This is a genomic window from Lentzea sp. NPDC059081 (assembly GCF_042738015.1).
Lineage (GTDB): Bacteria > Actinomycetota > Actinomycetes > Mycobacteriales > Pseudonocardiaceae > Lentzea.
Window position 1 is genome coordinate 541,880 of sequence record NZ_JBHYGW010000003.1, and the last position, 20,059, is coordinate 561,938.

Below are 20,059 nucleotides of genomic sequence, written 5' to 3' on the forward strand. Positions count from 1 at the left end.
AACCTCAGGCGATCGCCTTCACAGCGGTCAGGATCTTGTCCTGGAACGCCTTGGGCAGCGGCACGTAGCCGGCCTCGGCGAGCTGGGCCTGACCGGTGGTGGCAGCGACCGTGAGGAACGCCTTGACGGCCTTCGCGGTGTCGGCGTCGTAGCCCTTCGAGCAGACGATCTCGTAGGTCGCGAGCAGCAGCGGGTACGCGCCGGCAGCCTTCGTGCCGTAGATCGAGTCGAGGTCGAGCACCAGGTTGTTGCCCTCGCCCTTGACCTTCGCACCCTCGATGGCCTTGCCGGCCGACTCGGCGGTCAGCTCGACGGCGCCGGCACCGGCGTCGATCTTGGCGATCGAGAGCTTGTTGTCCTGCGCGAACGACCACTCGACGTAGGTGATGGCACCGTCGATGGAGCCGACGGCCTGCGCGACACCGGCGGACTTCTCCTTGCCCTCGCCGACACCGCCCTTGAACTGCTTGCCGTCACCCTTGGTCCAGCCGCCGGCGACCTTCAGGTACTTCTGGAAGTTGTCGGTGGTGCCCGACTCGTCCGAGCGGTAGATGACCGCGATGTCCTTGTCCGGCAGGGTCGCGGAGCCGTTCAGCGCCTTGATGGCCGGGTCGTTCCACTTCTTGACCGTGCCGGAGAAGATCGCGGCGGTCGTCTTGGCGTCGAGCACGAGGCTGTCCACACCGGAGACCTTGTAGCCGACGGCGACGGGGCCGAAGACCAGCGGCAGGTTCCAGGCCGGGTTGGTCTGGCAGCGCTTGGCGGCCGCCTCGGTCTCGGCGCCCTCCTTCAGGGCGGAGTCCGAGCCGCCGAAGTCGACCTGGCCGGCGTTGAAGTTCTTCACGCCCGCGCCGGAGCCCGACGGGTTGTAGGCGAGGTCCACACCGGGGCAGGCGGCCTGGTAGGCCTGCACGAACGCGTCGACCGCGTTCTTCTGCGCGGAGGAGCCCTCGGCGTTCAGCTTGGTCTTGCCGCCACACTCGACGGGCGCGGAGGCACCGCTGGTCGGCGTGCTGCCGCCCGCGGTCGTGTTGTTGTCACTGCCACACGCACCGAGCAGCAGCGCGCTGGCCGCGACGAGGCCGAGCACGGCACCGTGCCGCTGGATCTTCACCTTGGTCCTCCACCTTGCGGAAGCATTTAGCGGTTTCGCGACGGACGTCGCCGCTCGCTACGGAAGGTAGGTAGCCAGGGTGGACAACCCACCTAGACCGGATGAACGGGAGGTGAACACCGAACGGGAAGTGACGGGTCACACGGCCGAAAGAGTGAGCGCGTGACCAGGGCGTATGCGTTTTGTGACGGTCCGTTGACTACCGGGCGTACTGGACGTCGGCGTCCCAAAGGGTGAAGCCGAGCTTCGTGTAGACCCTGACCGCGGCGGTGTTGTCGGACTCGACGTAGAGCATCACCTCGGCGATGCCCCGGTCGCGCAGGTGGTGCAGGCCCGCGAGGGTGAGCGCCTTGCCGAGACCGCCGCCCTGGTCGTCCGGGTCGACGCCCACGACGTACACCTCGCCCAGCTCGGGCGTGTGGACCTTCGTCCAGTGGAAACCCACGAGCTTGTCGGCGGCGTCGAACGCGAGGAGGAACCCCTCGGCGTCGAACCAGTCCTCTTCTTCCTTCGCGCGGACGTCCTCGATGGACATCGCGCCCTGCTCGGGGTGCCAGTCGAACGCGCGGTGGTTCACGTAGACGACCGCGGCCTCGTCTTGGCCCGGCACGAACGGCCGGATGGTGACGCCCTCGGGCAGCTTCGGCTCCGCGAGGTCGCCCTCGAAGCGCAGCTTCATGCGCAGCAGCTCGCGGACCTTGCGGAAGCCGAGCGCCTCCGCGAGCTTGCCGGCGTCCGGGTGGCCGCCGTGCGACCAGATCCGGAGACCTTCCTGGGGGAGCGCTTTCACGAGCGCGGTGCCGACGCCCTGGCGGCGGTGCGAGGGGTGCACGGCGAGCTCGGCGACCTTGTTTCCGTCCGCGTCGCCGAGCAGGTCGACGTGCGCGTACCCGGCGAGCTCGCCGTCCAGGTGCGCGAGGAGGTGCCTGCTGCCGGTGGCGCCGGGGCGCATCCGCAGCCGGACGGCCTCGCCGACCGGTGCCACGCCGTCGGTCTCCCCGGCGGCGGTGAGCAGCTGCCCCACCTCGGCAGCCTGCTCGGTCGTCAGCTCGTCGTACCAGCTCAGTCGCGCCACACAGGCGAACCTACCGCGTGATCAGTTGCTCATCCAGGACGCGGACCGCGTCGTCGATCTCGCTCACCTCGGCCGGGCGGCGCGAGGAGCCGGGACGCGGGGGGCGGACGAACTTGTAGCCCACGTTGCGGACGGTGCCGATCAACGCCTCGTGCTCGGGGCCGAGCTTGGCGCGCAGCCGTCGCACGTGGACGTCGACGGTGCGGGTGCCGCCGAAGAAGTCGTAGCCCCAGACCTCCTGCAGCAGCTGGGCGCGGGTGAACACCCGGCCGGCGTGCTGGGCGAGGTACTTGAGGAGCTCGAACTCCTTGTAGGTGAGGTCGAGCGGGCGGCCCTTGAGGCGCGCGGTGTAGGTGGCCTCGTCGATCACCAGGTCGCCGAGCTGCAGCGCGCCGTCGCCACCGGGCTGGGTGGCACCGCGGCGCGAGCGCACCAGGCGCAGGCGGGCGTCGACCTCGGCGGGGCCTGAGGTCGGCAGCAGGATCTCGTCGACGGACCAGTCGGAGTTGACGGCGACCAGGCCGCCCTCGGTGACGACGGCCACGACGGGCACGTCCACGCCGGACGAGTCGAGCAGGCGGCAGAGCGACCGCGCGCCGACCAGGTCCGTGCGGGCGTCGACCAGCACGATGTCGTGGGGTCCGGCTTCGAGGAGCGCGGAGACCTCGGGACGCAGCGGCCGCACGGCGTGCGGGAGCAGGGCCAGCGCGGGGAGCACTGCCTCCGGGTCCGGGTCTGTCGTCAGCAGAAGCACGTCGATGCTCATCGCGGCGCCCTCCAAATCGGCCGTGGTCGGTCACCTGGACCAGACCAGCGGCGTACGGTGACCGGGCCCCGTTGCCTGCGGATGACGGAGACGATACCGGTGCAACCCGAGAAAGTCCCAGGTCAAGAAGCCGTGCTCACAGTTGTTTCCACAAGCGTCACGCCTGTTACATCCATGTCACACGACGGGGTGCGGCTGCAGGGGGTCCACCACCAGGGGGACAGCGGCCTCGCTTTCGTTGTGGGACACGGGTTCACGAACAACGTGACCAAGCCGTACGTGGCCCGCGTGCTCGCCCGGCTGGCCCGGCGCGGGGGTGTCGTGGCGTTCGACTTCCGCGGCCACGGGCGGTCCGGCGGACGGTCCACGGTCGGCGCGGACGAGGTCCACGACATCGAGGCGGCGGTGCTGACGGCCCGGTCGCTGGGCTACGCGAAGGTCGCCACGATCGGGTTCTCGATGGGCGCCTCGGTCGTGCTGCGGCACGCGGCGCTCGGGGAGACGAAGCCGGACGCGGTCGTGTCCGTGAGCGGACCCGCCCGCTGGTGGTCGCGCGAGACCGCTCCCATGCGCCGGGTGCACTGGTTGCTGGAGCAGCCGCACGGCAAGCTCGCCGCGCGGGCGATGGGGGTTCGGCTCGGCGGCAGCTGGGTACAGGCGCCGGAGAGCCCGCTGGAGGTCGTGGGGCGCATCACGCCCACCCCACTGCTGATCGTGCACGGTGACCTGGACCACTATTTCGGCGTGGAGCACGCCAGGTCGCTGCACCGCGCGTCCTCGGGACATGGCGAGTTGTGGATCGAGAAGGGCATGCGGCACGCCGAATCGGCCTCGACTCCCGACCTGGTAGACCGGATGGCGGCGTGGACCGCCGCGAAGATCGCGCACTGACTCGAAGGACGAGGAATGACTGCAGGGTTTCCCGGCCAGACCCCAGCCCGCGCCAGGCCGAAGAAGAAGTCGCGGCGCGGCAAGTTCCTCATCATCACGGTGATCGTGCTCGGCGTGCTGCTCGTCGCGGCCGACTTCGCGCTGGCGGCGGCCGGCGAGTACCAGATCGCTCAGCGCATGCGGGAGAAGCTGCAGCTCAACGAGGACCCGGCGGTGCGGATCAACGGGTTCCCGTTCATCCTGCAGGCGCTGCGCGGCGACTACCAGCACGTGGAGATCCGCGCGTACGGCGTGCCGATCAAGGACGAGCAGCAGGGCGTGGACCTGCGCGACCTCGACGTCGAGGCCGACCTCCTGCACACCCGCGTCGCGCTCTCGGACCTGTTGGCGGGCAACGTCTCCAAGGCGACCATCGACACGGTCAAGGGCAGCGTGCGGATCAAGGCGCTCGACCTGAACCGGCTCGCGAACCAGGTGACGCCGTTCGACAAGCTCTCGATCGAGCCGGACAACCGCGTCGCCACCCAGGCGCCGACGGACCCGAAGGCGCCCAAGACGACGGCCGCGATCAAGCTCTCCGGCCAGACCAACGTGGCGGGCAAGACCGTCGTGCTCACCGCGTACGGCCAGATCGCTCTGGTCAGCGGCGCCATCCAGATCAACATCGACGACATCGAGCTCGACGACACGTCGTTGAAGCAGATCATCCCGCAGCTGCGCCAGGCGCTCGCGATCAAGATCGACCCCGGCACGCTGCCGTTCGGCGCGACGCCCACGGCCGTCGAGGTGGAGAGCGGCTCGTTCAAGCTGTCCGGCGAGATCGCGGATGTACCGTTGACCCAACGATGACAGGTGTGTGGGCGCTCGTGGGCGCGCTGGCCGTGGCCGGCGCGATCGCCGTGCTGCTCAAGGTCCGGGAGGGCCGCATCTCGTCCCGCCGGAAGCCTTCCGCCGACCTGCCCGCCCCCGTGCGCGACCTGCTCGCGCCGGGGGTGACGCTGGTCCAGCTCTCCACGACGTTCTGCGCCCCCTGCCGGCACGCGAAGGTGATCCTGAGCGACCTCGCGTCCCGCACCGACGGCCTCACCCACGCCGAGCTCGACGTCACGAACCTCCCGGACGTGGCCGCCCGGCTCGGCATCATGCGCACCCCGACGACGCTCGCCCTGGCGTCCGACGGGACCGAGTTGCTGCGCGTCGGCGGGGTGCCGAAACGCGACTCGTTGCTGGACGCCCTCCGCCCGCATTTGCCTTAGGCCGTGTCCCGCGAGCCCGTCGGGCGACAGGAGCGGCCGAGGGCCCCGGAGACGGCACCGCCGCAGCGCCCGAATACGCCCGGTATGAGGGCGCCGCGGCGGCACCGCCTCCGGGTCTCTCGCCCGCGCCTCTCACCGGACGAACTCGCAGGACACGGCCTAATCCGGTCGAGTGAACCTGCGTTGTTCCACCAGATGGACATACCTCCCGCACCGAGGGATTGAGAGCTACCCTCGCTGGCATGACCATGCTGCTCACGAAGCGACGCGCGGTTGACCTGTGCCGCGTGCGCAGCAGCCTGTGTCGCACGACGAGCTGACTGGGCCGCTTGACGCCCATCAGCTACCTCTGCCGGACTGAAAGCACTCGTCCGTCTGCCCGGAGGTCGTCGTGCCCAAGGACAACCCTGTAGACCCGCGCGGCCCGCGCTTCTCCGCCTGGATGACCACGATCATCCTGGCCGTCGTGCTGCTCACCGGCTGGTGGCGTCTCCTCGCCGCCCAGACGGTGCTGTTCGCGATGTGCGCGTTCATCTCGCTGAAGCTCAACCCGTGGGGACACGTCTACCGCTACGCGATCCAGCCGCGCCTCACCCCTACCACCGAACGCGAGGAAGCCGCCCCGCTGCGGTTCGCGCAGGGCGTCGGTTTCGTCTTCGCCCTGATCGGCACCCTCGGTTACGCCACGGGCCTCACCACGCTCGGCATGGTCGCGACCGGCATGGCACTGGTGGCAGCGCTGCTCAACGCCGCGCTCGGCCTGTGCCTGGGGTGCGAGATGTACCTGCTGCTGCGCCGGTACGCACCGGCAACCGCCCGCCCGCAATAAAGACACGCACTACTACAGGAGCAACTTCCCATGAGCCGTGAGAACGTGCTGGTCTCCGCCGCCTGGTCGGAGGAGAACCTCCAGACGCCCGGCGTCGTCTTCGCGGAGGTCGACGAGGACACCACCGCGTACGACGGCGGGCACATCCCCGGCGCCGTGAAGATCGACTGGAAGAAGGACCTCCAGGACCCGGTGCGCCGCGACTTCGTCGACCGCGAGGGCTTCGAGAAGCTGCTCTCGGCCAAGGGCATCTCCAACGACGACACGGTCGTCCTCTACGGCGGCAACAACAACTGGTTCGCCGCCTACGCCTACTGGTACTTCAAGCTCTACGGCCACACCAACGTCAAGCTCCTCGACGGCGGCCGCAAGAAGTGGGAGCTCGACGGCCGCCCCCTGGACAAGGAGGAGGTCACCCGTTCCGAGACCTCGTACTCCGCCCAGGAGCAGGACCTGTCGATCCGCGCCTTCCGCGACGAGGTCGTCGAGGCCATCGGCAACAAGAACCTGGTCGACGTCCGCTCCCCCGACGAGTTCTCGGGCAAGCTCCTCGCCCCGGCCCACCTCCCGCAGGAGCAGGCCCAGCGAGGCGGCCACATCCCCTCGGCCGTGAACGTCCCGTGGTCGAAGGCGGCCAACGAGGACGGCACCTTCAAGTCCGACGACGAGCTCCGCGCCCTCTACGAGGAGGCGGGCTTCGACGGCAGCCGCAAGACCATCGCGTACTGCCGCATCGGCGAGCGCTCGTCCCACACGTGGTTCGCCCTGCGCGAGCTCCTCGGCCACGAGGACGTCAAGAACTACGACGGCTCCTGGACCGAGTACGGCTCGCTGATCGGCGTTCCGATCGAGACCGGCACCGGCAAGGAGGCCTGACCACCATGAGCGACAGCTGCGGCGCCCCCGTCCAGGGCGGCACGATCGAGGTCTCGACCACGGAAACCGTCCTGGAGGGCAAGGTCCTCGCCGACGGCACCCCGGTGGGCGGCGCCTTCGTCCGCCTGCTGGACTCGACCGGCGAATTCACGGCAGAGGTCGTCTCCTCCCCGGAAGGCGACTTCCGCTTCTTCGCGGCCCCTGGCTCCTGGACCGTCCGAGCCCTGCACCGCTCGGGCAACGGCCAGGCAGCCGTCTCGGCCGAGGGCCCCGGCGTGCACGCGGTGGAGATCGCGGTCGCCTGAGACCCGATGAGACCTGGAAGCCCCGGCGGTGCCACACCGCCGGGGCTTTTCGCGTATCCGGCCACGATGGCGAAGCCGAGCCGACTGCGAAGCCGAAGGCGAGCCGCTTGTCGCTTGAAACGCGAGGTTCCGGTGGGGTGGTCCCGTCACGAGCCGTGCCCAGCACTCGCTGCAAGCAGGTAGGGGTGTCAACCCGCCACGCTTTTCGGCGGGTTGACACCCCTACCTGCTTGTGGCTCGCTCGGACTCGGCTTGGGACGGGACCACCCCACCCGAACCGCACCACCTATGCAGCCGCAAGCCGCCGAAAGCAACAGGCGTGCCATCAGCCTGCTCACGGCGCTGGGGGTCTTTGATCAGTTGGCGGGGTCCGGGGCAGAGCCCCGCGCTGGAAACAGGAACCCGCACGCCAAACGCAACCGAACATCCAACCGGCGCGACCCGAAGCCGGTGTCCTCGACCACCACAACTCTGCACGTCAACCCGCGAGAGATATCCTCACACCCGTGGAACACATCTTCACAGGACTCCTAGTACTAGTGACGATCGCCGTACTGTGGTTCGCCGGCTACGTCGTCTACCGCCTCTACTCAGACCAGCGATGACGACCCCAGGCGCCAACGGCACCCCAAGCAACCCAGGCACCCCCGGCGCGGCCGGCACCCCAGGCGCAGTCCCGATCCCCGGCAGCGGCGACGAGGCCATCCGCCTGGCCGAAGAACGAGCGGCAGCCACGAGGGAGCGCAACCTCCCCCAGTTCACCGACATGCCCATCCCGGGCGACACGGCGAACCTCAGGGAAGGCGAGAACCTCAACGACGCCCTCCTGGCGGTCCTCCCGCTGGTCGGCGTGTGGCGCGGCGAGGGCGAGATCGTCTACCCGACGATCGACGGCCCGTTCCGCTTCGGCCAGCAGATCACGTTCGCCCACGACGGCCGTCCGTTCCTCGTGTACGAGGCCCGGTCGTGGCTGCTGAACGAGGCCGGCGAGGTCATCCGTCCCGCGGCGCGCGAGCAGGGTTTCTGGCGCCCGCAGGCGGACGACTCCATCGAGCTGCTGCTCGCCCACAACACGGGCATCGTCGAGCTGTACTACGGCAAGGTGCGCACGCAGACGTCCTGGGAGTTCGAGACCGACGCGGTGATCCGCACGGCCACGGCCAAGGAGGTCAAGGCCGCGCAGCGCCTGTACGGCATCGTCAACAACGGCGACCTCGCCTACGTCGAGGAGCGCGCCATGGTCGGCCAGGAGATGCAGCCGCACGCGTCCGCGCACCTCAAGCGCATCGTCGGCTGACCTCGGATCGCAGGATTGTTCAACGATTCAACACTCGACTTGAGGGATCGTTGAACAATCCGACAGTCCAACGACCGGATTGTTCAACGATCCAGCGATCGACTCGTGGGATTGTTGAACGATCCAAGGCGTCGCGACACTTCAGCGGAGCCGACGACATCCACCGCGTGTCGGATTGTTCAACAATCCCACGATTCCCCGTAGCATGGGTGGCATGCTTCTGCGGCGCTGCGGAACCGACGCCCTCCTGGTCGAGGTCGACTCACTGACGGAGGTCGCGGCCGTCCGCGCGGCCCTCCAGGACCTCGACGGCATCGAGGAGCTGGTCCCGGCCGCACGAACAGTGCTGGTCAAGGGTGACCTCCACCGGGTCAGGGACACGCTGAAGACCGTCGACCTGACCAAGGCACCGACGACGCACCCGCGGGAGATCACCATCCCGGTCACCTACGACGGCCCGGACCTCGACCTCGTCGCGGACACGGCGGGCATCACCGGGGACGAGGTCGTGAAGCTCCACACCGAGGCCACCTACGAGGTCGCGTTCTGCGGCTTCGCCCCCGGCTTCGGCTACCTCACCGGCCTCCCCGACAACCTCCACCAGCCGCGGCTCGACTCCCCGCGCACGAAGGTCCCGCAGGGCTCCGTCGCCATCGCGGGCGAGTTCACCGCCGCCTACCCCCGCGCCACACCGGGCGGCTGGCGGCTGATCGGCCGCACCGAGATCACGCTGTTCGACCCCAGGGCCGAGACCCCCGCGCTCCTGCAGCCCGGCGACCAGGTCAGGTTCGTGGTCGCATGAGCCGCAGCGTCACGATCCTCAAGACCGGTCCGCAGGCTCTCGTCCAGGACCTCGGCCGGCCGGGCCACGCCCACCTCGGCGTGCCGCCGTCCGGCGCCGTCGACCCGCACTCGCTGACCCTGGCCAACCGGCTCGTCGGCAACGACGAACGCGCCGCCGGCCTCGAGCTCCTGCTGGGCGGCCTCTCGCTGAAGGCCGGCGCCAGCTGCACCATCGCCGTCACCGGACCACCGACCGAGGTCAGGATCGACGGCAGGCTCGTCGACTCGCACCAGCCGGTCCACCTCCACCAGAACCAGACCCTCACCATCGGCACACCGCAGACCGGTCTCCGCACGTACCTGGCCATCTCCGGCGGCATCGACGTCGCGGAGGAGCTGGGCAGCCGCTCCACCGACCTGCTGTCCGGAATCGGTCCAGACCCGTTGCGGGACAACGACGTCCTCCACCTCGGCGCACCGAACCCGGCCAGGGGCGCCGACGTCGTGCCGCCCCACCACGCGCCGTCGACGCTGGTCGTCCCCATCCGGCTCGGCCCGCGCGACGACTGGTTCGACGACGCGGAAACCCAGCTGCGCCAGGGGTCCTGGACGGTCTCCGACCGCGGAAACCGGGTCGGCGCGCGGCTGCACGGGACGAAGCTGAATCGTCGTGACGGGGAGATTCCCAGCGAGGGCATGATCACCGGCTCGGTCCAGGTGCCGCCGGACGGCCAGCCCGTGGTGTTCCTCAACGACCACCCGACGACCGGCGGCTATCCCGTCATCGGCGTCGTCGACTGCGACCACCTGCGGTTTCTCGGCCAGGCGCGACCGGGGACGAGCGTCCGGTTCCGCCCCGTCGACTGAGCCGGACGGCCGTTGACGTGAGTGGTCCAGACCAAATACCGTGAAGGGGAAGGCCGCCGCGGAACCTCTACCAACCTGGAGTTCCGCATGCGCCGAGTCCCTGCCCTGCTAGCAGTTCTCCTCGCCGCGCTGGCCCTGGCGGTCCCCGCCCAGGCCGCCACCGGCATCACGGCGACCTTCTCCCGCACCGGCACGAGCGCCAAGTTCGTGGTCGCCAACGCGAGCACGACCGCGCTCAACGGGTGGTCGCTCAAGTTCGACCTGCCGTCCGGCGTGACCGCCACCAACCCGCAGAACGCGACGATCACCCAGAACGGCACGAGAGTGACGCTCACTCCGGCCTTCTACATCAACAACATCCCCGCCGGGCGCAACACCGAGCCGTACAGCCCGACGTTCACGCTGAGCGCCGCGGCCGACCCGACCACCTGCACGATCAACAACATGGCGTGCGACGGCACCGGTGACCCCGCACCGACACCGACCGGACTCACGGCCGACTACTCGGTCTCGGGCGGCACGGCGAAGTTCGTCGTGCGCAACCACGGCACCGCCGCGGTCACCGACTGGTCGATCAGCTTCACGCTCCCCAACGGCGTGACGGTGAGCAACGCCCAGAACAGCACGGTCACGCAGAACGGCAACCAGGTCACCGTCACCCCGGTCTACTACAACAAGACCGTCAACGCCGGAGCGAGCACCGAGCCGTACAGCCCGGCGTTCTCCATCAGCTCCAACGTCGACCCGGTGACGTGCCGCATCAACAACGCGAACTGCGACGGCAGCGCCGACACCCCGCCGAGCGCACCAACGGGTCTGACGTCACCGACGAAGACCACGCGCACGGTGACCCTGCAGTGGAACGCCTCCACGCCCGGCTCGCTCCCGATCACGGGCTACGACGTCTACAACGGCTCGGCGCTCGCCGGCAGCTCCACCACGACGTCCACGATCATCACCGGCCTGAACCCGAACACCGCGTACTCGTTCACGGTGCGCGCCAAGGACTCCAAGGGCGCTCAAAGCACCGCGAGCAGCGCCCTGAGCGTCACCACCAACAACCCGGCCGACGACACCACCCCGCCCACGGCACCGGCCAACCTGCGCGCCACGGCCAAGGACGCCGGCAGCATCACGCTGGCTTGGAACGCCTCCACCGACAACAAGGGCGTCGCGAACTACGACGTCTACGTGGGCTCGACGGTCAAGCAGACCGTCAGCGGCACCACGGCCACGGTGACCGGCCTGACTCCGTCCACGAGCTACACCTTCACCGTCCGAGCCCGGGACATCTACGACAACCTCTCGACCCCAAGCACCGCACTGACTGAACGCACCAACGACATCGTCAGCGGCTACGCGCGCGTCGGGTACTTCGTGCAGTGGGGCATCTATGGACGCCAGTACTTCGTGAAGGACATGGACGCGGCGAAGATGACGCACGTCAACTACGCCTTCGGCAACATCGACCCGGTCAATCTGACGTGCCTGCAGGGCGTCACGAAGGGCACCAGCGCCGACCCGCAGGACCCGAACCAGGGCGACGGCGCGGGTGACGCCGAGGCCGACTACAGCAGGCCGATGAGCGCGGCGCAGTCCGTCGACGGCGTGGCGGACAGCGGCTGGGAACCGTTGCGCGGCAACTACAACCAGCTCAAGAAGCTCAAGGCCAGGTTCCCGAACCTCAAGGTGCTGATCTCGCTCGGCGGGTGGACGTACTCCAAGTACTTCTCCGACGTCGCGGCGACGGATGCCTCGCGCAAGAAGTTCGTGGCGTCGTGCCTCGACGTCTACATCAAGGGCAACCTGCCCGTGTACAACAGCGCGGGCGGTCCCGGCAGCGCCGCGGGCATCTTCGACGGCATCGACCTCGACTGGGAGTGGCCGGGCGCGGAAGGCCACGCCGGCAACCACTTCGGGCCGCAGGACAAGGTCAACAACACGTTGCTGATCGAGGAGTTCCGCCGCCAGCTCGACGCGCTGAGCACCACCACGGGCAAGCGCTACCAGATCACCGCGTTCACCCCGGCCGACCCGGCCAAGATCGCGGCGGGCTGGGAGCTCGGGCGGGTGGCCCAGTCGATGGACATCTTCAACGTCCAGGGCTACGACTTCCACGGCTCCGGCAGCGACAACTCGTGGGAGCCGAACCGCACCGGTCACCAGGGCAACCTCTACCCGGACCCGGACGACCCGTACACGACCAAGTTCAGCGTCGAGAACACCGTGCAGACCTACCTCGACGCCGGGGTGCCGTCGCGCAAGATCGCGCTCGGCCTCGCGTTCTACGGCCGCGGCTGGCAGAACGTGGTCAACGGCGGCAAGAACGGCGAGTGGCAGACCGCGGGAGGCGCCGCACCCGGCCAGTTCCCGGAGGAGTCGGGCACGCGCGGGTACGCCAACCTCGTCGCGTCCGTGCCGAACTGCACCGTCTTCCACGACGAGGTGGCCGTGGCGACGTCCTGCTACACCGGCAACCAGTGGTGGACCTTCGACGACGCCTGGTCGATCCAGAAGAAGACGGCCTGGCTGAAGTCGAAGAACCTGCTGGGCGCGATGTTCTGGGAGATGTCGGGCGACCGCGGCCCGTTGATGGCCGCGGTCGACGCCGGACTCCGCTAGAAGATCAGTACTCGGACTCGTACAGGCCCTGCAGCTCCGTCAGCAGGGCCGACGAGTCGGGCAGCTGCTTGCCGTCCAGCGTGGTCACCCGCGTGATCTTGCGGACGCTGGACGCGAGGAACACGCCCTCGGCGTCGTAGAGCTCGCCGGTCTGGACCGGCTCCACGAGCACGGTCCAGCCGGCGCGCTCGGCGGCGCGGAACAACGCGTACTGCGTGGTGCCGGGCAGGATGCCGAGCTTCGACGGCGGGGTGACGAGCGTCTTGCCGCGCACCACGATCACGGTCGAGGTCGGGCCCTCCAGCACGGAGCCCTCCGACGTCGTGAAGATGACCTCGGCGGCACCGCGGCGCTCGGCCTCGCGCAGCGCGGCCATGTTGATCGCGTACGACAGCGACTTCGCGCCCAGCAGCAACCACGGCGCGCGGTCGGCGAGGTCGGCGTCGATACCGCGGTCGAGCGTCACGGCCGCCAGGCCCTCGGCGCGCTGCTTGAGCACCTTCGCGCCGATCTCCATGCCGAGCGCGAAACCGGTGGGCGTGCCGTCACCGCCCTCGACGCCACGGGTGTAGACGAGCTTCAGGGCGAACTCTCCGCTGCCCTCCCAGTTGCCGAGGACGAGCTCGACCGCCCGCTCGAACTCCGCACGCGGAGGCGGCAGCATGTCGAGCATGGCGGCGGACCGGTCGAGCCGGTCCAGGTGGGGCGTGAGCTCGCGGGGCTTCCCCCCGACCACGAGGATCGTTTCGAACACGCCGTCACCGCGCATGAGCCCGAGGTCGTCGACGCGGATCAGCGGCGAGTCGGGGTCAGCGAGGGTTCCGTCGAGCAGTGCCAGCACGCGCATGGGCCGAGCGTACTGGCAGCAACTAACATGGTGTCGTGGAGACCGCAAGAGGCCTGCGGAAAACGCTGCACGACCGCGGCATGAGGATGACGCCGCAGCGCCAGCTGGTGCTGGACGCGGTCAGAGCTCTGGAGCACGCCACTCCCGAGCAGATCTGCGCGCGCGTCCAGGAGACGGCGCCGACGGTCAACATCACCACGATCTACCGGACGCTCGACCTGCTCGACAAGCTCGGGCTCGTCCGGCACACGCACCTCGGTCACGGCGCGCCGAGCTACTCGGTCGACGAGCACCAGCACGTGCACCTCGTGTGCCACGTCTGCGGCGGCGTCCAGGAGATCCCGTCCGAGCTGCTCGAACCGTTGGTCGGAACATTGCGGGACCGCGACGGGTTCGAACTGGATGCGAGCCACCTCGCGCTGTCCGGCACGTGCCGCGACTGCATCGAGCAGGAGCAGGAGTCCGAGTGAGCTTCCCCGGAGCCATCCCCCCGCCCGACGACTCGACCGACGCCGGCGTCGCCTGGCACTACGGCGACCCGTTCGCCGAACAGCGCTCGGCGGTCCGGTCCGCGGTGGTCGTCGACCGCTCGAACCGCGGCATCATCGCGGTTCCGGGGCAGGACCGGCTCACGTGGCTGCACCAGCTCACGAGCCAGCACTTCGAGCACCTGGGCGAGGGCGCGGCCACCGAGGCGCTGATCCTCGACGCGCAGGGCCGCCTCGAGCACCACATGGTGGTCGCGAACGTCGGCGGCACGGTGTTCCTCGACGTCGAGAAGGTCGACGACCTGCTCGCGTACCTGAAGAAGATGGTCTTCTGGTCGAAGGTCGAGCCGCGGGACGCGTCGGCGGAGTTCGCGCTGCTGACGGTCACCGGGCCGGAGACGCCCGCGGTGCTCGAGAAGCTGGGCGTGCCGATGCCCGCCGACGTCGAGCCGCTGGGCGAGGGCTTCGTGCGCAGGGCGTCGTGGCCCGGTCAGCACGCGGTCGACCTGCTGGTCCCGCGGGCCGAGCTGGCCGGCTGGTGGCAGCGGATCACGGACGCCGGCGCGCGTCCGGCCGGCAGCTTCGCGTTCGAGGCGTTGCGGGTCGAAGCGCTTCGCCCGCGCCAGGGCGTGGACACCGACGAGCGCACCATCCCGCACGAGGTCGGCCTGATCGACAGCGCGGTGCACCTGAACAAGGGCTGCTACCGCGGTCAGGAGACGGTCGCGAAGGTCCACAACGTGGGACGCCCGCCGCGCCGGATGCTCCTACTCCACCTGGATGGTTCTGCCGACGCCCAGCCGGAGACCGGCGACCCGGTCTCGCTGGACGGTCGCGCGGTGGGCCGGGTGGGCAGCGTGGTGCTGCACCACGAGCTCGGACCGGTCGCGTTGGCGCTGGTCAAGCGATCCGTACCGGTCGAGGCGGACCTCGTGGCCGGAGCGCCCGAACGGGAGGTCCAGGCACGAATCGACCCCGACTCGGTGCCGCCGGACACGCCCGGACTGGGCCGGGAAGCTGTTCGCAACTTGAGGGGCTGACGCCCTAAGGTCCGGGGCATGTCCCTGGGCACGCTGATCACCGTCGCTCCCACCGGAGCCGAACACGCGAAAGCCGACGTCCCGCAGCTTCCGGTGACCCTGGAAGAGCTGGTCGCGACGGCGCAGAGCTGCGAGCAGGTCGGCGCGGCCATGATCCACGTCCACATCCGCGGTGAGGACGCCAAGCCGTCGCTCGACCTCGGCCGGTTGAAGGCCACCGTCGAGGCGCTGCGGTCGGAGACGAACCTCGTCGTGCAGCTGTCGACGGGCGGGTCGGTGCACGACCCCGAGGCGGACCGGCTGCGCGTGCTCGAGGCGATGCCGGACTCGGCGTCGTGCACGATGGGCACGGTCAACTTCGGCGACGACGTCTTCCTGAACCGCTGGGAGTTCATCGTCGCCCTGCACAAGGGCATGCAGGAACGCGGCATCGTCCCGGAGTACGAGATCTTCGACATCGGTCAGCTGGCGTCGTTGAAGCGCCTGCTTGACCAGCACGGCCTGCCGGCGGGTGGCCACGTGCACGTCGACCTCGTCATGGGCGTGCCCGGCGGCATGCCCGGTGACGCCGCGACGCTGGTCGCCGCGGTCGCCGCCCTGCCGGACGGGGCAACGTTCTCCGCCACCGGGATCGGTCGCACCACGCTTCCGGTGATGTTCACCGCACTGGGTGCGGGTGGTCACCTCCGAGTGGGTATGGAAGACACGACCAGCTACTCGCGGGGGGTGCCGGTGCGGGACAACGCACAGCTCGTGGCACGTGCCGCGGGACTCTCGAAGATCGCCCAGCGTCCCGCCCTGTCACCTGATGAGGCGCGAAAGCTGCTGGGTGTGCACATTTGAGACAAGTTTGGTGCATGACATGTGTTGGCGGGTGAGGAGGATCTACCGCAGGATGGACACGTGATCGAGGTGCGTCCTGGCGGGCGCCGCCGAATCGACAGGGTGCTCGCCCCCGACTACACGGAGGGCGTCGAGCAGCGCCCGCTCGTGGAGGTGCGCGAACTCCGCGACGAAGCAGCGCAGGAAGAGACCGACCTGTCCTACCTGCGGCGGTTGTTGCACGCGCGGATCGACATCGTGCGCGCGGAACAGGAGCGCCGCAGCTCCGGCGGTTCGGCGGTGGTCGACCAGCTGGCCACGATCCTCTCCACGAACGCCGTCGGCCCGGCGACGGGCCTCGGGCGTTACCAGACCCATGAGCCCTCACGTGCCGATGCGCACCAACGGCACGTGGAAGCGCTGATCTCCGACGTCGACCTCTCGGACGTGAGCTCGTTGTCCGAGTCACGCCTCGGCGAGGTGCTGGAGACGTTCATCTCCGAAGAGGCCTCGGTGTCGGTGCGCCGGCGTGAGGTGCAGGTGGTGGTGGACAAGCTCAACGCCGAGATCGCGTCGCGCTACCAGCGCGGGAGCGCCTCGGTCGACGAGCTGCTGGCCGCCGAGCGCGGGCACCACCGCCGGAAGAGCTGACATCCCATAATCTGGGACGACCGTTCCACTTTCTGAGCAACCGACCTAGCGTGCCCTCATGGGGTATCGCTGGGTCGTGCTGTGCATCGGGGCTCTCGCCCAAGGCACGAACGCGGCCGTCTTCCTCGGGCTGCCGGCGATCAGCCCCCAGCTGCGCGACCACTTCTCCCTGACGTTGCCGCAGGTCGGCCTGCTCCTCGGGGCCGTGAACCTGGGCACGATGATCGCCCTCGTGCCGTGGGGCTTCGCGGCGGACCGGCACGGTGAGCGGCTGGTCATGACGATCGGCGGCGTGGGCGCGGCCGGGTGCCTGGCCGGTGCCGCGTTCGGCAACGCGTGGGTCGCCGGGGCCGCACTGCTCGGCGCGGGGCTGTTCGGGGCCAGCGTCAACGCCGCCAGCGGGCGGGCCGTGATGTCGTGGTTCGGGGCGTCCCAGCGCGGCTTCGCGATCGGGGTGCGGCAGACGGCGACCCCGCTGGGAGCGGCGCTGACGGCCGCGGTGCTGCCCGCCGTGGCGGCGATGGCCGGCGTGCCGGGGGCGATGGTGGTCCTCGCGGGCGCGACCGGGCTGGTGGCACTGGCCGTGGCGATCTGGGTCCGTGAGCCACCGGGTGCCGTGCGCGCGTCGACGGACCACGGGCTGATCCTGCGCGACCCGCGGCTGTTGCGGTTGTCGCTGGCCAGCGGGCTGCTGGTGGTGCCGCAGTTCACGACGACGACGCTGCTCGTGGCGTTGCTGCACGACCACCGGGGCCTGGCGGTCGGCACCGCGGCGACGATCTTCGCGATCGCCCAGGTCATCGGCGGCGCGGCCCGGCTCGGGGTCGGCGTGTGGTCGGACCGGGTGCGCAACCGGATCGGGCCGCTGAAGATCCTCTCGGTGGTGACGGTCGGCGGGCTCGTGCTGATCGCGGCGCTCGACCAGGCGCCGGTGTGGCTGCTGGTGGCGGCGCTCGTGCCCACGACGGCGGTCTCGGTCTGCTGGAACGGGCTCGCGGTCACCGAGGCGATGGAGCTGGCACCCGCCGGCCGCAGCGGCACCGCGCTGGCGATGCAGAACTCCGCGAACTACCTGTCCGCCGCCGTGACGCCCCCGGTAGCCGCGTTCGTCGCGACCGGCGTGGGCTGGCCGGCGGCGATGCTCCTGGCGGCAGCGGCGGGCGTGACGGCCCGCGTGCTGCTTCAGCCGTGGCGTTCCCTGCGGGCGAGCTCGCCCCAGAACTCGCGCAACGCCTCGTAGCGCAGCGCGACCTCCTCGGCGTCGTCGTTCTCCAGGGCGTCGACGATGGCGTTCACGTCGACCGCGGAGGTGTCCTCCAGCAGGTCCTTGTCGTCGAGCAGCTGCACCAGGCCGCCGTAGTCGAGCTCGACGGCCGAGTGCGGGTGGAAGTGCTCCAGCCAGCGGCCCGTGTCGGCCAGGATCGTGGCGGGCCCCTCGTCGCCCAGGGAGCCCTTCACGACCTTGAGCGCCCTCGCCACCCTGCGCCGGGCGTCCGCCATCGCCACGCGCCACGACACCTGGCGTTCCGGGTCGTCCTGGGCGCTCGCCAGCACCACGCGGCGCTGGGCGGGGTCGACGAGGGCGAACCACGGCAGCGGCACCGTCCACGTCGTGGAGATGACGTGCACGGCCCCCGCGGCGAGCTCGGCCATCACGGCGGACGCGCGGGCCCTGACCGTCTCCGGGGAGAGGTCGAGCGCGGCGTCCTGCAGGATCGGCGGCGCGGAGGCCAGGAAGCCCACCAGAGCGGCGGCGGACCGTGCCCGGAGGTCGAGGGGGCAGACGAGCGGCCCCGCGCCGACACGCGCCGCTTCGGAGGTCGGAACCTCGGCCGGACTGATCGTCATCACGTCGAAGGACTCGCCCGGGAGGAGCTTTCGTCCCAACTGTGATCGCAACCACAGCTCGCGTTCGCGATCCCCTGCCTCCGAGCGGGGGATCGGGCCCTTTTCCAGGGCTTTTTCGACCTTGGCCGCTAGCGGTGCGTCCAACACCGATAACGGTTCGTACACCCTCAGGTAGGCGACGAACGGTCTGGGCACCTGTGCATCCTTCCACGCGAGGGCGGCCGGGAGATTTGGCGGTACGTGTCACGCCTACCGCGTCGCGAGGAACCCCATCGGCACGGTACGGTAGTTACCAGGAACTAGTTGTCGAGACGAGTGGGGCCGCCGTTCCCCCGGCCGCCCCCGTCCCTGTGCGAGGGGGTCGAGCCATGGGGCGCGGCCGAGCGAAGGCCAAGCAGACGAAGGTCGCCAGGGAGCTCAAGTACAGCTCTCATGAGACCGACTTCGCTGCGCTGCAGCGCGAGCTGTCTGGTGACGAAAGGTCGCCGAACGGGCGTGGTGGCGATGAGCCACGTGACGACCCGTACGACGACTACGACGACTACCGTCGCTGAATTCAGCCTTCGGAGTTCAAGGGTTGGGCAACCGGTCTTCCGGCGCCCAGCCCTTGAACTCTGAGGGCTCTTTCAGAACGCCCTGGCGTACTGCTTCGGCGCCCTGACCTCCACACCCAGCTGCTGTGCCGCGTGCAGCGGCCAGTACGGGTCGCGGAGCAGTTCGCGCGCGAGCAGGACCAGGTCGGCGGCTCCGTCCGTCACAACCTGTTCGGCCTGCTTCGCGTCCGTGATCAGGCCGACCGCACCCGTGGGCACGTCTGCCTTGCGTCGCACCGCTTCGGCGAGCGGCACCTGGTAGCCGGGCCCGATCGGGATGTCCGCCTGCGCGGTGTTGCCACCGCTGGACACGTCGATCAGGTCCGCACCCGCGGCCTTGAGCGCCTGTGCCAGCACGACGCTGTCGTCGGCGGTCCACCCGCCCTCCACCCAGTCGGTGCCGCTGATGCGCACGAACACCGGCACGTCCGGTCCCACCGCGGCCCGCACAGCAGCGGTGACCTCGACGGAGGGGGCGATGCGTTCCTCGATGCTGCCCTCGTTCGTGAGCGGCGAGTAGAACTCGTGGAGCAGGTACCCGTGGGCCGCGTGGATCTCGAGCACCTCGAAGCCGGCCTCGACCGCCCGCAGCGCGCCGTCGACGAAGGCCTTCACGATCCCACTGTGGCTCTCGAGCTTCTCCGGCGTGTTAAGACCGGGGAACGGCTCCGTGGTGGGCGCGACCGGCACCCAGTCACCGACGGCCTTGCGCCCGGCGTGGGCGAGCTGGATGCCGGGGACCGCGCCGTGCTCCTTGATGAACTGCGTGATGGGCTTCCAGGCTTCGACCTGCGCGTCGTTCCAGATGCCGGTGTCCTGCGGGCTGATCCGCCCCTCCGGCACGACGGCCGTGGCCTCGGCGACGACCAGGCCGGCACCGCCGACCGCGCGGGAGCCCAGGTGGACGAGGTGCCAGTTCGTCGGCACGCCGTCCTCAGCGGTGACCGAGTACTGGCACATCGGGCTGACCGCGATGCGGTTGGGCAGCGTGACCGAGCGCAGGGTCAGCGGGGAGAAGAGCTGGCTCACTTCGGGCTCCCTTGAAACGTTTCGTAGACCTAACTAACGGTTCAAGGGAGCGGGTCGGCG

Annotated in this window: 23 protein-coding genes; 17 read left to right on the top strand and 6 right to left on the bottom strand. The window is 69.7% G+C overall.

Annotation, left to right across the window (positions count from 1 at the left end; genetic code table 11):
- Positions 1-4: 4 nt before the first annotated feature.
- From pstS to ACFWV3_RS10305, 3 genes are all read right to left on the bottom strand, one after another.
- Entirely contained in the window at positions 5-1,114 is a 1,110-nt protein-coding gene (pstS, locus tag ACFWV3_RS10295) for a phosphate ABC transporter substrate-binding protein PstS (RefSeq protein ID WP_382410378.1), read from the bottom strand.
- A gap of 199 nt (positions 1,115-1,313) precedes the next feature.
- Complete coding sequence (gene mshD, locus ACFWV3_RS10300) at positions 1,314-2,189, bottom strand: mycothiol synthase (protein WP_382410380.1); 876 nt, start codon at positions 2,187-2,189, stop codon at positions 1,314-1,316.
- Positions 2,190-2,199: 10 nt separating this feature from the next.
- Positions 2,200-2,955 (bottom strand): winged helix-turn-helix domain-containing protein, encoded by a 756-nt coding sequence (locus ACFWV3_RS10305; RefSeq protein WP_382410382.1) that lies wholly within the window; start codon positions 2,953-2,955, stop codon positions 2,200-2,202.
- Positions 2,956-3,129: 174 nt separating this feature from the next.
- Here ACFWV3_RS10305 and ACFWV3_RS10310 point away from each other — a divergent pair, with 174 nt between their 5' ends.
- The 11 genes from ACFWV3_RS10310 to ACFWV3_RS10360 all read left to right on the top strand — a co-directional run bounded on the left by ACFWV3_RS10310 (position 3,130) and on the right by ACFWV3_RS10360 (position 12,681).
- Positions 3,130-3,846 (top strand): alpha/beta hydrolase, encoded by a 717-nt coding sequence (locus ACFWV3_RS10310; protein WP_382410384.1) that lies wholly within the window; start codon positions 3,130-3,132, stop codon positions 3,844-3,846.
- A gap of 15 nt (positions 3,847-3,861) precedes the next feature.
- Positions 3,862-4,695 (top strand): DUF2993 domain-containing protein, encoded by an 834-nt coding sequence (locus tag ACFWV3_RS10315; RefSeq protein WP_382410386.1) that lies wholly within the window; start codon positions 3,862-3,864, stop codon positions 4,693-4,695.
- Positions 4,692-5,102 (top strand): thioredoxin family protein, encoded by a 411-nt coding sequence (locus ACFWV3_RS10320; protein WP_382410388.1) that lies wholly within the window; start codon positions 4,692-4,694, stop codon positions 5,100-5,102. Before ACFWV3_RS10315 ends, ACFWV3_RS10320 begins: the two co-directional genes overlap by 4 nt.
- Positions 5,103-5,350: 248 nt before the next feature.
- Positions 5,351-5,422, top strand: a complete 72-nt coding sequence (locus ACFWV3_RS10325; RefSeq protein WP_355300619.1) for a putative leader peptide — start codon at positions 5,351-5,353, stop codon at positions 5,420-5,422.
- Between the two features lie 71 nt (positions 5,423-5,493).
- Positions 5,494-5,931, top strand: coding sequence for a DUF4395 domain-containing protein (locus tag ACFWV3_RS10330; RefSeq protein ID WP_382410390.1), 438 nt, complete (start codon positions 5,494-5,496; stop codon positions 5,929-5,931).
- Between the two features lie 30 nt (positions 5,932-5,961).
- On the top strand, positions 5,962-6,807 hold the full coding sequence (locus ACFWV3_RS10335; protein ID WP_382410392.1) for a sulfurtransferase: 846 nt from the start codon (positions 5,962-5,964) through the stop codon (positions 6,805-6,807).
- Between the two features lie 5 nt (positions 6,808-6,812).
- Positions 6,813-7,112 carry a DUF1416 domain-containing protein gene (locus tag ACFWV3_RS10340; protein WP_382410394.1) on the top strand — a complete coding sequence of 100 codons (300 nt, stop codon included), beginning with the start codon at positions 6,813-6,815 and terminating at the stop codon, positions 7,110-7,112.
- 679 nt (positions 7,113-7,791) lie between these two features.
- Positions 7,792-8,409, top strand: coding sequence for an FABP family protein (locus ACFWV3_RS10345; protein WP_382410490.1), 618 nt, complete (start codon positions 7,792-7,794; stop codon positions 8,407-8,409).
- Between the two features lie 214 nt (positions 8,410-8,623).
- Positions 8,624-9,211, top strand: coding sequence for a 5-oxoprolinase subunit PxpB (gene pxpB, locus ACFWV3_RS10350; protein ID WP_382410396.1), 588 nt, complete (start codon positions 8,624-8,626; stop codon positions 9,209-9,211).
- Positions 9,208-10,059: a biotin-dependent carboxyltransferase family protein gene (locus ACFWV3_RS10355; protein ID WP_382410398.1), complete on the top strand. Its 852-nt coding sequence runs from the start codon at positions 9,208-9,210 to the stop codon at positions 10,057-10,059. The genes pxpB and ACFWV3_RS10355 overlap by 4 nt, the downstream gene beginning before the upstream one ends.
- Before the next feature lie 87 nt (positions 10,060-10,146).
- The gene (locus tag ACFWV3_RS10360; RefSeq protein WP_382410400.1) at positions 10,147-12,681 is read left to right on the top strand and encodes a glycosyl hydrolase family 18 protein; all 2,535 of its coding nucleotides are present in this window, start codon (positions 10,147-10,149) and stop codon (positions 12,679-12,681) included.
- A gap of 4 nt (positions 12,682-12,685) precedes the next feature.
- Here ACFWV3_RS10360 and ACFWV3_RS10365 read toward each other — a convergent pair whose 3' ends face one another.
- Entirely contained in the window at positions 12,686-13,528 is an 843-nt protein-coding gene (locus ACFWV3_RS10365; RefSeq protein ID WP_382410402.1) for an aminodeoxychorismate lyase, read from the bottom strand.
- An 80-nt stretch (positions 13,529-13,608) separates the two neighbouring features.
- On the opposite strand from ACFWV3_RS10365, the gene ACFWV3_RS10370 reads away from it, so the two are divergent.
- The 5 genes from ACFWV3_RS10370 to ACFWV3_RS10390 are packed head-to-tail and all read left to right on the top strand — an operon-like array spanning position 13,609 to position 17,769.
- The gene (locus ACFWV3_RS10370; protein ID WP_382410492.1) at positions 13,609-13,998 is read left to right on the top strand and encodes a Fur family transcriptional regulator; all 390 of its coding nucleotides are present in this window, start codon (positions 13,609-13,611) and stop codon (positions 13,996-13,998) included.
- On the top strand, positions 13,995-15,056 hold the full coding sequence (locus ACFWV3_RS10375) for a YgfZ/GcvT domain-containing protein (RefSeq protein WP_382410404.1): 1,062 nt from the start codon (positions 13,995-13,997) through the stop codon (positions 15,054-15,056). Before ACFWV3_RS10370 ends, ACFWV3_RS10375 begins: the two co-directional genes overlap by 4 nt.
- Positions 15,057-15,074: 18 nt before the next feature.
- Positions 15,075-15,899: a 3-keto-5-aminohexanoate cleavage protein gene (locus ACFWV3_RS10380; protein WP_382410406.1), complete on the top strand. Its 825-nt coding sequence runs from the start codon at positions 15,075-15,077 to the stop codon at positions 15,897-15,899.
- A 60-nt stretch (positions 15,900-15,959) separates the two neighbouring features.
- Positions 15,960-16,529, top strand: coding sequence for an aerial mycelium formation protein (locus ACFWV3_RS10385; RefSeq protein ID WP_382410408.1), 570 nt, complete (start codon positions 15,960-15,962; stop codon positions 16,527-16,529).
- A gap of 58 nt (positions 16,530-16,587) precedes the next feature.
- Entirely contained in the window at positions 16,588-17,769 is a 1,182-nt protein-coding gene (locus tag ACFWV3_RS10390; protein WP_382410410.1) for an MFS transporter, read from the top strand.
- On the opposite strand, the gene ACFWV3_RS10395 is transcribed toward ACFWV3_RS10390, so the two are convergent.
- Positions 17,712-18,572, bottom strand: coding sequence for a hypothetical protein (locus ACFWV3_RS10395; protein ID WP_382410412.1), 861 nt, complete (start codon positions 18,570-18,572; stop codon positions 17,712-17,714). The two genes, ACFWV3_RS10390 and ACFWV3_RS10395, sit on opposite strands and share 58 nt — an antisense overlap.
- 173 nt (positions 18,573-18,745) lie before the next feature.
- On the opposite strand from ACFWV3_RS10395, the gene ACFWV3_RS10400 reads away from it, so the two are divergent.
- Positions 18,746-18,931, top strand: coding sequence for a DUF3073 domain-containing protein (locus ACFWV3_RS10400; protein WP_382410414.1), 186 nt, complete (start codon positions 18,746-18,748; stop codon positions 18,929-18,931).
- 72 nt (positions 18,932-19,003) lie between these two features.
- On the opposite strand, the gene ACFWV3_RS10405 is transcribed toward ACFWV3_RS10400, so the two are convergent.
- Complete coding sequence (locus ACFWV3_RS10405; RefSeq protein WP_382410416.1) at positions 19,004-19,999, bottom strand: NADH:flavin oxidoreductase/NADH oxidase; 996 nt, start codon at positions 19,997-19,999, stop codon at positions 19,004-19,006.
- Between the last annotated feature and the right edge of the window lie 60 nt (positions 20,000-20,059).